Raw genomic sequence first — 13,135 nt, 5'->3', positions numbered from 1 at the left:
TTTTATCGTGATTAGAATGGCGCACTCTTGTAACAAAGGGTGAATAGTGATGAAACTTAAAACCATTCTTCTGGCCAGCGCTGTCGTAATTGGCCTTTCTGGCTGCGTAATTCCAACGGACAGAACTTACTACAAACCAGAGGACAGTTTTGGTGAAGCAGTTGCTTCGCAAAGTTGCGGTTACCTGCGCACCAATCGAGATGCGCTAAAGCAGTCTTTCGATGACTACAGTATAAAAGTCAATGCCAGCCAGGATGGTAGAAATGGCGTAACCATAAGCGTTTCAGCCCTTGTTGATAAACCGCTACTCGACATCAATGACATCTTCTTTGATACCAATAAAGTGCGTCTTATCCAGCCTGAAGATCGTGAAAAACTGAAGACTAAAAACGCCTTCAGACATCAATCTGATGGCACCATCTGGCTCTCACGAACCTTTTTGCTGCCTGATGCTCCTTTCGAACAAGTCATAGAACTTGAGTTAGCTCCTGGCGCTATAACCATAAAAGGCAGCCCTTCAGAACGTATGGTATTCAAGTTTTCTCTAACAACGACCTTCGACGTATTGTATTTTTCGATAAACTGCTGATAGGAAATCGCGAAGGGCTGCACCATGCAGCCCCCTCTATACCTTTCCTTCTGACCGAGATGACTCCCCCACAAAGGAATGCCGCGCTCCCAATGCCAGCCAAACTCGCTAAGTTCTTCGTCTTTAGTTTGTTTGTCTATCAGAAGCTCGAGCCAGGCTGTTTCAGGAACTCAACTTCCTCTGGCGTACTATCACGCCCCAAAATCTCATTTCGGTGCGGATAACGACCAAAACGATCGATGATTTCTTTGTGGCGGATTTCGAACTGATAGTTGTCTTCAAGACCCGGCTGATTGAATAAGCGCAGCGCTTCCTCGTGAACAATCTTGGATTCGCTGTGCATATAAGGCATATACAAAAAGCTCCGTTGGAATGGCGGAAGCTCCCGGTCAATACCTAAAGAAACCGCTTCCTGTGCCAAAGCTAAAGCAAGAGGGTCCTGAGCAAAAGAACGCGGCGTATCGCGATGAATATTACGCGAAAACTGATCGAGCACGATGATTTCTGCCAACCGACCTTCAGGATCTTCCCGCCAGTCGAAACACTCACAGATCGACGCCTGCTCTAATACCTCTCCAAAACGCGCCTCAATGGTGCGATCCAACTCATCACTCTTCGCAAAGCACTGCTTTAACGTGAGTTCCTCAAACCAGAATGTCAGCACCTTTCTGTACATCGTCTCTCTCCCTGTTCCCATTCATTCCTTGTTTTCAGCTTCATAGGGTATAGCGCACAACTTTCAGTACGACTGTCTCCAAGACCGGATTATTTGAGTTTACTTCAAAGAGTGCCTGTTACTTAAAGAAAACGATTCTTATAAGCCCCAGAACGAGCCTCCGAAAAATATCAGAAAGCATAAGCTACTCCATCCGGTCTATCGAATCGAGAGCAATAAATCCCATCAAATTGGGTAAATGAATAAGGATATAAAATGGAAGTTGTTACCAGCTGGGCATCCCGCGTGCTTGAAATCAGCGCAGCGCTATTCGTCTTTCTGATCGGGTGCGGTGTCCTTGCACTCATCTATATCTACATTCGGGACATCACCCAAACCAAACAAGCCATTCGCCGTAACTATCCGGTGGTCGGCCGTTTCCGCTATTGGTTTGAACACATGGGCGAGTTTTTCCGCCAATATTTCTTCGCACAAGATCGCGACGAACTTCCTTTCAACCGAGCCCAACGAAGCTGGGTCTACCGCGCGGCGAAAAATGTCGACAGTACCATTGCGTTTGGTTCAACACGGGCACTCAACCAGCCTGGCGATATCATTTTTCTCAACTGCCCTTTCCCAACACTTTCTGAGGATGCCGTGCCAGCCAGCGCTGTCACCATTGGAGAAGGGGTAGCAAGAACGCCGTTTACCACATCAAGTTTTTTCAATATCTCCGGCATGAGCTTTGGCGCTTTGAGTGTGCCTGCCGTGCTGTCGCTTTCTAAGGGCGCAAAGAAAGCGGGAGTCTGGATGAATACCGGCGAAGGTGGCCTTTCCCCTTACCACCTTGAAGGGGGCGCAGATATCGTATTCCAGATTGGTACCGCCAAATACGGTGTGCGGGACGAAAACGGCAATCTGAGCGATGAAAAGCTCAAACAAATCGCCGCCCATGAACAAGTGCGGATGTTTGAAATCAAAATGAGTCAGGGCGCGAAGCCGGGTAAAGGCGGTATTCTGCCGAGCAACAAAGTGAACGCAGAAATCGCGGCTATTCGCGGTATTCCCGAAGGGAAGGACTCCATCAGCCCAAATGGACACACGGACATTCAAAGCATTGACGACCTGTTGGACATGATCGCCAGAATCCGAGAAGTCACAGGTAAACCTGTGGGTTTCAAAATGGTGCTGGGCGCTTACGGTTGGCTGGATAACCTGATGGAGGCCATTCATGCCCGTGGCATAGAATCTGCGCCGGATTTCATCACGCTCGACTCTGCAGATGGCGGCACTGGTGCAGCACCTCAATCGCTGATGGATTTTATGGGTTTGCCCATCAAACGCAGCCTGCCGATGTTGGTAGATGTATTGGAACGCTATGGCTTGAAGCAAAGAGTGAAAGTGATTGTTTCAGGCAAACTGGTCAACCCGGCCGAAGTGGCGTGGGCCATGTGTATCGGTGCAGATTTCGTGGTTTCCGCCCGAGGCTTCATGTTCTCGTTAGGCTGTATTCAGGCACTTCAGTGTAATAAAAACACCTGCCCAACCGGCATCACCACTCATGACCCTAAACTACAAAAAGGGTTAGTGGTCACCGACAAAGCCGAGCGTGTTGCCCACTATGCCAAGAGCATGATGTATGAAGTCGGTGTGATTGCCCATTCCTGTGGCGTGACTGAACCACGCAGACTGCGTCGGTTCCATGCCCAAATAATCAATGATCATGGCCTACCAAAAGCACTGGATGAAATCCATCCCCCAGCGGAGGTGAAACCAGAGTATCGGACAAACTATTAGAACGGATGTTGAAGGTGATAGCCCCAGTAGAGAGCAGGAAAGTTTTCACCGTGAGGACATGACGGAAAGATAAGGTTTAAGCCCGAATCCTGCCGGGCTTACCTCTGACGCAATCAGACAGTTGAAGATGCCTGCATCAGCTGCTGAGTCTCAGATTACTGGTGTTGCTTGAAAAAGCGCTCTGCATTAGCAAACAGTTTTTCACACAACTTCTTTTGCTGGTCATATTCTTCAGAGCCCGCAGTCATGGCTTCCAGTACGGCTTTTTCTTTGTGGTATTCGCTTACCATCTGCTCAAATCTGGCTTCATTGCCATTTTTCCATGCTTGTTTCTGAAGGTTTGCTCTTTTCTTTCTCATTGCTAGTTCCTTTTTTGAAACCCATGAAACTTGAAGGTTCTCGTGAGGGATTTTCACTTTGAACGGCGGAAATCAGGCTCGTAGAGAAAGCTACTAAATGGTCGATTAAGAAGAAGAATTTACTGAAGACGCAATGAATCGAATGGAAACTGAGAAAATACTTGGACTAAATGTTTCATTCATAGCTCTGACTCGAGAGCTCGCGACACTATACAGGTTGTTTGAGGAATAGATAGGCATTTCTTTGTATGATTTATTTTCGCCAATTTATTCAGCAAGTTAATGGGGTATCATTAACCTCTTAATTGGCCTTTGTTGCCATCCTTCTATGCTATTGATTCGAAGTCCTTAAGCGTTCTACTTGATGATGTTTAAAAGCCTGGTTATCCTCTTTTTCATCGGGAGTCATGTCTTGTCCGGTTTAAAAGCGCCCAGAGCGCAAGCTTTTTTGCTCTTGGTGCTGGAGCGTTTTGAGCAGAAACACTCCAGAGCAAACACCTGACACGAGCTAAGACAACTCAATTAGGCTGCCCGCTTAGTGATTGTCTTTTCGTTGCTCACCGACTACCTGTGCCATACACCAAGATAGATTTCTCGATCACCAAATCGCTCAGCTTCGATATCGACGAGGTAATAACCTTCGCGATCAAGTTCAAGCCATTTATTCATTAGCGATGGCCAGCTAGAAAATTGGTACAGGGCGTTCCCTGAACCTTTTTCCCACACTCCTGTGTAGTAGAGGCTATTTCCCGCTTGATAGACTTCAATATCGATTAAGCGTTGGCCTTCGAGGTTTAGCGCCTTCCATTTGTCGGTCAATGAGCGCCAATTACCGAAACGATACAGCGCACCACTGGTCGCGTCACCTTGCCAAACACCAACAAATGTTGTGTTGTCACCCACACTACTGACTTCCAAATCAATGAGCTTTTGATGACTCAGTGCATTCCATTTATTAACGAATGACTGCCAGCTACCAAAGGAATAAAGCGCCCCGCTCGGCGCACCCAACTGCCAGCTACCGGTATACCAAGTGGTATTTCCGACCTTGGAGATATCAATATCAATCAAGCGTTGGTTATCAAGCTCATTCCATTGATCAACGAACTCCGCCCAACTCGGGTATCGGAAAAGAGCGCCCCCTTTGCCGTCTCCGAGTTTCCAAGCACCTATATACCGATATTCACCATCCGAGGTGAACTTGATGATTTTAAAATCAATGAGCTGACCATCCAGGTTTTTCCATCGGTCAACCAAATCTGCCCACGAGGCAAACGCTTGTAAGTCGGAGTGCCGTTTTCCTGAGCTGTCGTGCGTCGCATGGACGCTAGTGATTGAAAGTATCAGCAAGAATGCGCTAGCACCGATTGATGCTATTAGTTGGCTTGGGATCTTCATTTTACCCTCCTATTTGCTTTGCAAACCGGATTGAGAGACTGAAGATATCACCGTGATGTCTGGCACTTATTACACTGCCTAAACCGCGTAACTCCCTTCAATGAAACGTGTTTTGGCGAAGAAGTGAGGGCTTATCGCATCCGTTGACGCCCTTTTTAGAGATCACCGTCCACTCGATACCTATGGCTTTACTTACCAAGTATGTGTCTACCTGCAGTTAACGGGCTGTATCATCGGTGGAAAATGGGGGAATGGATCTACGAATAGAGCCTTCGCCCATTGCCCTCAAAACACACTGTCTTGACGACAATCCGTCACCACAAGCAAGTTGGCAGTTTCTAACGCTTCATCACTTACCGTATCCTGCTCATCATCCACATATTCGACAGTGACAGCGCCGGAGCCAAGTAGCGGAGACAGCTCGCTGCAGTCGTGCGGTTGTTCAATGGTGATGTAATCAAGGCCGGATTGAGCAAGCGAGCCCCAGTTGCTGGCTGTTACATAGGAAAACACCACCGAGGCCGTCATATCAGACAAATCACCAAAAGATTGAATAGTGCTGTCTTCCACCGTGATTTGGGACAGGTAAGTGGCGTTTGTCAGTGGTGCCAGAGATTCAATATCACCGCCACTGAGTATCACCATATCCAGATAAGGAAACTGAGCCAGATCGTCTAGGCGAACCTTTGCGTTTTTGGGCAAATCACAGATAAACATTGTTATGCCATTCACACGTTCAACCCCGCTCGCATCCGCAGATTGTTTCATACACTCCGCTATCTTTGGCTCTAAGAAGGTGAGCTCTGATATCAACGGGGACGAGTCGTCTTCGTCATAGCCGTCCTCCTCTTCAAAGAAAGCATCACCCTCGCCTCCATTGAGCATCTCTGGCGGCAAATCAAATTCCCCTTCTTCATTCAACATCGCTTGACCAATCAGCGCATTGACGATGGCTCCTTCCACTTCGCCAAACTGCTCAATGACAGGAGCGGCATCCTGCGCGATACACATGTTTTGTATGGCGAACAGAGAAGGCACCGCAGCGACTAACACGCTATTGGCGGATATCGCCATCATGGCTTCATAGGCTTCACCTTCATCGCTGACTGACGCGTAATCCGTCACTGAATCGGCAAAGTCACGAAGCTTGCTGACTTCGGTTTGGTACTCGTCGACCATATTCGGCGTATAGCAGGCCGAGTTTTTATCAAGCTCACCGAGGAAATCGCGGTATTCGGCGATGTATTTATCCCCTAAAGCGGCGTTGTCGTTCGCAATCACCGACAGCTTGCTGAGATCGATGCTGGATACCGCGGCCTTGGCACTTTGAGTTCGCTCCAGCACATCACCAATCCCCTCAACCAGATCTGAGTAGGCAACGCCATTGTTTTGGGAGGCTTCCAACAAGGGCTCAGTACGCTGGCTGAACGCTTCGATGGCTTGCAGATTTTTATCCAGATCCGTGTCTGCCTGCGCGTAGAAAGAAAGCGTGGCAGTCAGCAGGGAAATGGCAAACGCCCCCTGAATTGATAACTTTGACATGTTCATCCTGATACCTGGCTTTAGGGTCTGTTGAGGTGTTCAGAAAACATAATCGTGCAGGGTTTCTGGGTCGAGATGCCTAGTGTGTTATTCATTGGACTGGCCGTTAAATGAGAAAACACACCGTTCAAAAACAAAGCTTTTCGGGCACTTCGATGAAGAAATTAAATTAAAGATTTATAAAAAACGGAAATAATTCACCTTGTCTCACCAATGAAGCAATCACTGTTAAATAATCAATTTATTTCATGCCGAAGATATAGACATTTATAAAGACTTCATCGAATATTGCGCGCCTTTTATGCTCAGCAGACGAAATAAGCACCATTTTCCGATGTTGGGTTTATTTAGTTCCTTCCTCTTTCGGATCTAAAGACACATTTTTATGAAGTCGATTAAGCTAAAAATCAGTACGTTTACTGGTATTGCCACCCTTGCCGCGATCAGCGTGATGACGGCATTTTCGCTCTATTTCTCTACCCAGTTACAAACCCATTCAAACCAGCGTAACCAAACCTTGTTGTTGGAGATGTTCAACAATGGTCTGCAGGCAGAATTAAGCTCTGCCGCTGAAATGATCGCCGGCGAGCTATCGGACAGCTTCATTCAAACTTCCCTGATGGCAGAAAATTTCTCCCGCCAACAGAAAGCCAGCGATCAGGATACCCGCGATACCTTGCGCGCCAGCTTGAACCACCAACTGAAAGGGTTACTGGAAAGCAACCCTAACGCATTGGGTGTGTTCACGGCCTGGGAACCCAATGCTCTGGATAGTATGGATAGCCTTTACGCCAGCCAAACCGGTCATGACCGCAGCGGGCGCTTTATTCCTTATTGGAACCGTGATGCTGCTGGCCGTTTCCAACTGGAACCGCTGGCAGGCTATGCGGATGAAACCCGCACTGATGGCGGCGCGCGTGTCGGTGAATACTACCTTTGCTCCCGCGACAGTCGCCGAAATTGCCTGCTCGACCCTTACGTGTACCCCGTTAACGGCCAGAATGTGCTGCTGACTTCTGTGGTCTCCCCGGTCATGGTGGATGGTCAATTTGCAGGTATCACAGGTCTGGATATTTCACTGGCAGCCCTTTCGCACGTCGCGGAATCGCTCAGCCAACGTCTGTATCAAGGCCAAAGCCACGTCATGCTGGTGACGGATCGCGGCACCATTGCGGCAGACAGTGAAGACCGTTCGCTGGGTGACTCAGTCAAATCATTAGGTGGCGATGCAAATCTTTGGGCTAACCGTCTGGGCCGAGACGGCTATCAAAGCTTTACCAGTGCCGATGATCAACGCATCACGGCGATGATTCCGGTGAAGGCCAATGCCGATATCGCACCGTGGACACTGGTAGTGACACTCGACAAAGCCTTGGTGATAAAAAACGTTATCGCACTCCAGCAACAAGCACTGGAAGATCAGCGCGAACAAACCCTGATTTCCCTGCTAATGGGTGTGGTGGTATTGCTGGCAAACATTGCCCTGATTTGGGTGATTGCAGGCCGAATCGCTGCACCTATCCGCAGCACGTCTGAGTTTATGCTTCAGGTGGCCGACGGTGATTTTACCCGCCGTTTGGGCACTGAAGCAGACGCACCGGATGAAACCGGAGAGCTGGCGCGTGCTTGTAACACCTTCCTTGATCAGACTCAGGCGGTGATCAAGCAAGTGACTGCCACCAGCCATACGGTGTCTGACAACGCAGTGCAGTCTTCTGCGGTTTCCCAGCAAACGCTGGAAGGTGTCAGCCGCCAAATGCAGATGGTGAATCAAGTGGCGACAGCAGCTACCGAGATGAGCACCACCGCACAAACCGTGGCCCAACACGCAGAGAGCGCCGCGAACGCCGCAACATCGACCCAGAACGCCGCCGCTCGCGGTCAGCAAATGCTGAACGAGGTACAACAGGCGATCGAGAAGCTGGAAAGCGAAGTGTCGGAAGCGTCTAACGTCATTACCCGCCTTGGCGAAAACAGCCAGAACGTGCATGGCATTATTGATGTCATCAAAGGCATTGCAGACCAGACCAACCTGCTGGCTTTGAATGCCGCCATTGAAGCCGCCCGCGCTGGCGAATATGGCCGTGGTTTTGCCGTGGTGGCTGACGAAGTGCGGTCTCTTTCGCTTCGCACCCAATCTTCTACCCAACAAATCTACGATTTGATTAACCAGTTGCAGGTTGATGCGGAAAGCGCGGTCGAAGTGATGGATGCCGGCAGTCAGAGTGCGCAGGCTTGTGTTGAATTGGCAAACGATGCGGCTGCGCAGCTCACCCAGATGACAGATGAAGTGGACAACATTTCGATGCTGAATACTGAAGTCGCCAGTATCGCAATGCAGCAAAGCATGGTGTCAGAGCAAGTCAGTCAAGATCTAGTGGAGATCAGCCAGGTGGTGACCGAACTATCCAGCGCGGCAAGCCAATCACAAAGCAGTAGCCAACAGCTGAAAGAAACCGCCGAATCTCTCGATAAAATGGTCAGCCATTTCACCGTCTAACCTCGGATTAACAAAGTGCTGATGGGCAAGACATCTATCACCAAACTGGTTGAACAAGGTAATACAAGAATCGATGGTAACGTGAAAGCACTGACCGACATCGTGGGAATGCTGGATAACTTCTAATTTTGGTTCAATATTATCGAGCCAAGAGTTCAGAAGTGATCGTCACACACTGACATGCAAAAGAGCCTCAATTGAGGCTCTTTTTTTATTGAAATTCGCAACCCAATTGGCGGTGTGTTTCGGCTGGATTGTGCCCCAAAGTTTGTTAGGGGCTCTTTATGAAACAATATATTAATGGTCGCCAACATATTATTCGTTGGCGACCACTCAATAAGTTACGTCATCTATTTTAGTGTCGAGAATCTTGCCTGATAAGGCGTCAATTCATTCCCTTCCATCGTTAAGGGAGCGTATAAATTAGGTCTACGACCTCTGATCCAGCGTCTGCCTGTACACATATTTAGATCTTTCGCATTGAGATCAGCAATAACCATATCATTATCGACACAGTCAGTTTCAGCGATAATTTCGCCGTAGGGATTGAGCACCATCGCATTCCCCGTTCTAACTTCATCCATATCAACCCCAACACCGTTACTAAAGATCAGGAACATGCCATTATCATGGGCACGCGCGGGTAGCCAACGCATTAACCATTTTCTTCCTTTAGAACCTTGCATTTCAGAACGAATCGAATCTGGATTCTGTTTACGATTATACCAAAGCTCGGGATCAATCAACCCCATCGCATTGGGGCTGCGAGAGTTCGTGCCGCCTGTTTGATGAGGCGCGACTAGGATATCAGCCCCTTTTAATGCTGTTATTCGAACATTCTCGACTAAATTATTATCCCAGCAAATCAGGATCCCTACGCGGCATCCATGTGGCGTATCAAATACAGTGTATTCATTACCACTTCTCATGTGTTCGCTGACAAACGTATGCAGCTTTCTGTGTTTGGCTATCTGGCCATCAGGCATGGCCATTATGTAAGAATTATAGAAATTTCCGTCCTTGTCCTTTTCAATTAAACCTGCTCCTATGCTGAGTTGGTATTGTTCAGACATTTTTAGCAAGCGTTGAGATGTTTCCCCTTGTGGGATGAACTCGGACAAATCATTGATCTCTGATTTTTTAAGTTTCGAAACATGCCAATAACCAGTCACACACATTTCAGGGAATGCGATGATTTTTACCCCTTGTTTAGCCGCCTTTTCTACGTAACTTTGAATGACCGATAAGTTGTAGTTTTTATCGTTCGCATGGTGGTTAAATTGGACAGTCGCAACACGGATATCTTTCATAATTGTTCCCTTTACTTGGTGAATATCAACCATTTTAAAAAGGTCGTTTGATTCCGTATAATGAATAAAATTCCTATATTTAATGAGCTTATGGAATGGATTTTATCGATTTACGCGCATTCTGCCAGTTAGCGTTAGATGGTAACTATCGAGTAGCTTCAGAGCACTTACACATCACTCAGTCAGCTTTAACTAAGAAGATTCAGCGCCTTGAAGCTTTTTGTGGAGTAGTTTTATTTGAGAGAGGAAGACAAGGAGCCAGTCTTACTGCGGCAGGCGTAGCTCTTTTACCTGAAGCGCAACGAATTGTATCGAGTTTTGAATCTTATAAATCTCTAACTCAACGAGTCGCCAAGGGAATTGCAGGAACTCTTAATATAGGTTTTGGTATATCTTCCTACCACCTTGCACCAGATTACATAGCTAAGTTTAAAAAACACTACCCAGAGATCCACATTACACTTAACGATATACCATCTCAAAAGCAGTCAGAGTTCCTACTTCTGGGGGATCTTCATCTTAGCTTTAGTCGACTACCAGCTGTAGCTCCGCTGACGGGCGTGAAGCTCTGTACAGATCAATTAGTGCTTGCGATACATAGAAGCCAAATCATAGACAAAAACAAATTATGGTCTTCGTTAGATTCAATCGATTATTTACAGCTTAACCCTGAGCGAGGTAAGGGGCTAAGCCAACAAATTAACATGCTATTAGAGGAGCATGAGAAAAAACTTAATGTAGTTCAGGAGGCCGATGATATTCAAACATTGTTGGCACTAGTATCAGCAAATTTGGGCTTCACTATTGTTCCAGCAAGTGTAAAGCATATTGCGAATGAGCACGTCGTTTTTTGGGAACTGCCCGGGGAAAGTAGCTCATGGGATGTCGGCCTAATTTGGAATAAGCAGTTAGAGAGCTTTGCAAAAGATAATTTCATTCAATTTGTTGAGAAGATGCAAATTGAACGTAGTTGATTCTATAGGTGAATGGCCACCGAACTCGTAGGCTGTAGTAACCTAGATTTTCCCCTACCCCAGTTCATCTGATCTGTATGACTTAGAGTTCCGACTCTAAGCCATTTTTGTCCAAAACCAATTTAGCTCAAAGGCGTGGGGGCAAGACTCTTCCAATTCTGGTTCAACATCATCGAACAAAAAGTGCAGAAATAACCGTCACACACTGATATGCAATTGAGCCTCAATGGAGGCTCTTTTTTTCGACTCGTCTATCAATCCTTCTGACAAAACCCTTTCTAAATTCAATACCGCAATTTTTGTCAGATGCTCTCTTTTTGCTTGCGACACAATAAGTTGCAATAAATCACAGGGAGACGAGTTATGAAAAGAATACCTGCGCTCGATAGCCTGCGCGGTTTGCTGCTGGTTTTAATGACCATTAACCATCTGATATGGCTCAGTGGCGGTAGAAGCCTGCTCCAATATTTCACCCTTCAACCCCTTGGTCAGTTTGGTGCGGCGGAAGGCTTTGTGATGATTTCCGGGCTGCTGGCAGGCGCGGTTTATAGCCGCACTGAGCTTCCAGACAGGGAGGCCACAGGTAAAATCCTGCGACGTGCTTTTACCATCTACAAATACCATATGGTCAGCCTGCTTCTGGTAATGGTGTGGTTCTCTTACTGCGCGTTTGCGTTGCCTACCGTCGCGCAATCCCTCGGCAGCAGCTTTAACAATCTCGGGGAAGCGCCACTGGCCACCATTTTGTTGAGCGCCCTGCTGATCAACAAACCGGATTACCTTGAGATACTTCCTCTGTATGTCATTTTTATGCTGATTTTGCCCATCGCGCTATACGCGTTCCGTCGGGGGTTGATGTGGCTGGTGCTGGCAATCAGTGTCGGGGTTTGGGCAGTCAGCACACAGATTAACGCCAGCCTCCTTTCCTCACTGTTTGAGACAAATGTTCAGGTCGGCTACTTCGACCCGTTTGCGTGGCAGTTGCTGTTTATTGGTGGTGCAGCCATTGGCTTTTCCAATGCCAAAGGCAAGCTGCGTTGGTATCACCCGGCCGCTGCCACGGTGTGTCTGGCTATCGCTGCGTTGCTATTTGCTGCTCACCACGGCGCGTTTCTTTCCATGGGTATCCATCAGGGCGTGTTGTATTCCTTTGCTGATAAGCCCGAGCTGGGTTGGCTGCGCATGCTGAACCTGATGGTTTGGGTGTACCTTGTCGCGACAGTCATCCGTAAGTGGCCTTCAGCACTGGTTTTCCGCCCATTGAGCTACATTGGTAAAAACTCACTTCAGGTTTTCACTTGGCACGCTGTTCTGATTTACTTTACCGCACCTTTCCTGAGCGAAACCGTTCTCAGTGGTTATTTCACCCTGTTGGTGCTGCTTCTGACGGCGACATTGTGGATGTCATCCTGGCTTCAGGAGTGCCGTAAGCAGGCTGGCAAGACCTTGATTCCGGTTACGGCTCTGGCGTCTGTTTTTGTTGTGGTATTAAGTGCCAGTTTAATCAGCAAGCAGCCCAAAGAAGTTCCGACATTCGCACAGGGTGAATCCTATCCGCTGACGATTAAAATCACGGACATTCGTGTGGAAGAAGCGGGTGTGGTTGTGTTGGTTTACAGCGAAACAGACAACCTGATGGGAGGCGCGCCAACTGCTCATGCCAACCATTACACATCAGACGAAGCCCGCGAGGGCATCACATTGGAAGCTCTGCCATCAGGTTTTTACGGCATCATGGCTTATCAGGATGTGGATGGTAACAACACGCTGTCGTTCGGTGCGAATGGGATCCCTTCTGAAGGATTTGGTTTTTCAAACAACCCTGCGCCGCAAGGGCCGCCCTCTATGGCACTGATTAAGTTCGCCCACCATGAAGCACAAGACCAAACCATTCACTTATTGAACTTATATTGATTCCCAAACAGGCATTTCGGCTCAAGACTGAGTCGAAGTGCCTTATTTTCACCCTCTAATTTATACACCTCCGACCACAAACCATGTGAAAACGTGA

10 protein-coding genes are annotated in these 13,135 nt (G+C 47.7%); 5 read left to right on the top strand and 5 right to left on the bottom strand.

All coding sequences use genetic code 11. The features are described from left to right. The first annotated feature begins 49 nt into the window (after window positions 1-49). Entirely contained in the window at window positions 50-589 is a 540-nt protein-coding gene (locus D515_RS09900) for a hypothetical protein (RefSeq protein ID WP_002538162.1), read from the top strand. A gap of 139 nt (window positions 590-728) precedes the next feature. Here the strand turns inward: D515_RS09900 and D515_RS09895 are convergent, their stop codons facing one another. Continuing rightward, window positions 729-1,265 carry a DUF924 family protein gene (locus D515_RS09895; RefSeq protein WP_002538160.1) on the bottom strand — a complete coding sequence of 179 codons (537 nt, stop codon included), beginning with the start codon at window positions 1,263-1,265 and terminating at the stop codon, window positions 729-731. A 255-nt stretch (window positions 1,266-1,520) separates the two neighbouring features. On the opposite strand from D515_RS09895, the gene D515_RS09890 reads away from it, so the two are divergent. Beyond that, complete coding sequence (locus D515_RS09890) at window positions 1,521-3,041, top strand: FMN-binding glutamate synthase family protein (RefSeq protein WP_002538159.1); 1,521 nt, start codon at window positions 1,521-1,523, stop codon at window positions 3,039-3,041. Window positions 3,042-3,196: 155 nt separating this feature from the next. On the opposite strand, the gene D515_RS09885 is transcribed toward D515_RS09890, so the two are convergent. The 3 genes from D515_RS09885 to D515_RS09875 form a co-directional block, all read right to left on the bottom strand. Then, complete coding sequence (locus tag D515_RS09885) at window positions 3,197-3,400, bottom strand: hypothetical protein (RefSeq protein ID WP_002538157.1); 204 nt, start codon at window positions 3,398-3,400, stop codon at window positions 3,197-3,199. A 564-nt stretch (window positions 3,401-3,964) separates the two neighbouring features. Then, complete coding sequence (locus D515_RS09880; RefSeq protein ID WP_002538155.1) at window positions 3,965-4,798, bottom strand: hypothetical protein; 834 nt, start codon at window positions 4,796-4,798, stop codon at window positions 3,965-3,967. A gap of 285 nt (window positions 4,799-5,083) precedes the next feature. Beyond that, window positions 5,084-6,340, bottom strand: a complete 1,257-nt coding sequence (locus D515_RS09875; protein ID WP_002538154.1) for a hypothetical protein — start codon at window positions 6,338-6,340, stop codon at window positions 5,084-5,086. Between the two features lie 385 nt (window positions 6,341-6,725). On the opposite strand from D515_RS09875, the gene D515_RS09870 reads away from it, so the two are divergent. Beyond that, window positions 6,726-8,840: a methyl-accepting chemotaxis protein gene (locus tag D515_RS09870; protein WP_002538153.1), complete on the top strand. Its 2,115-nt coding sequence runs from the start codon at window positions 6,726-6,728 to the stop codon at window positions 8,838-8,840. A gap of 350 nt (window positions 8,841-9,190) precedes the next feature. Here D515_RS09870 and D515_RS09865 read toward each other — a convergent pair whose 3' ends face one another. Beyond that, window positions 9,191-10,183, bottom strand: coding sequence for a nitrilase family protein (locus tag D515_RS09865; RefSeq protein ID WP_039849878.1), 993 nt, complete (start codon window positions 10,181-10,183; stop codon window positions 9,191-9,193). A 62-nt stretch (window positions 10,184-10,245) separates the two neighbouring features. On the opposite strand from D515_RS09865, the gene D515_RS09860 reads away from it, so the two are divergent. Both D515_RS09860 and opgC read left to right on the top strand, forming a co-directional pair. Continuing rightward, the gene (locus D515_RS09860) at window positions 10,246-11,124 is read left to right on the top strand and encodes a LysR family transcriptional regulator (RefSeq protein WP_002538149.1); all 879 of its coding nucleotides are present in this window, start codon (window positions 10,246-10,248) and stop codon (window positions 11,122-11,124) included. Window positions 11,125-11,487: 363 nt separating this feature from the next. Then, window positions 11,488-13,038 (top strand): OpgC domain-containing protein, encoded by a 1,551-nt coding sequence (gene opgC / locus D515_RS09855; RefSeq protein ID WP_002538148.1) that lies wholly within the window; start codon window positions 11,488-11,490, stop codon window positions 13,036-13,038. Window positions 13,039-13,135: the final 97 nt, after the last annotated feature.

Origin of the sequence: Grimontia indica (genome assembly GCF_000333895.2) — a bacterium.
GTDB lineage: Bacteria > Pseudomonadota > Gammaproteobacteria > Enterobacterales > Vibrionaceae > Enterovibrio > Enterovibrio indicus.
The sequence above is the reverse complement of the archived record's forward strand: the minus strand, read 5'-3'. Positions and strand labels throughout refer to the sequence as shown.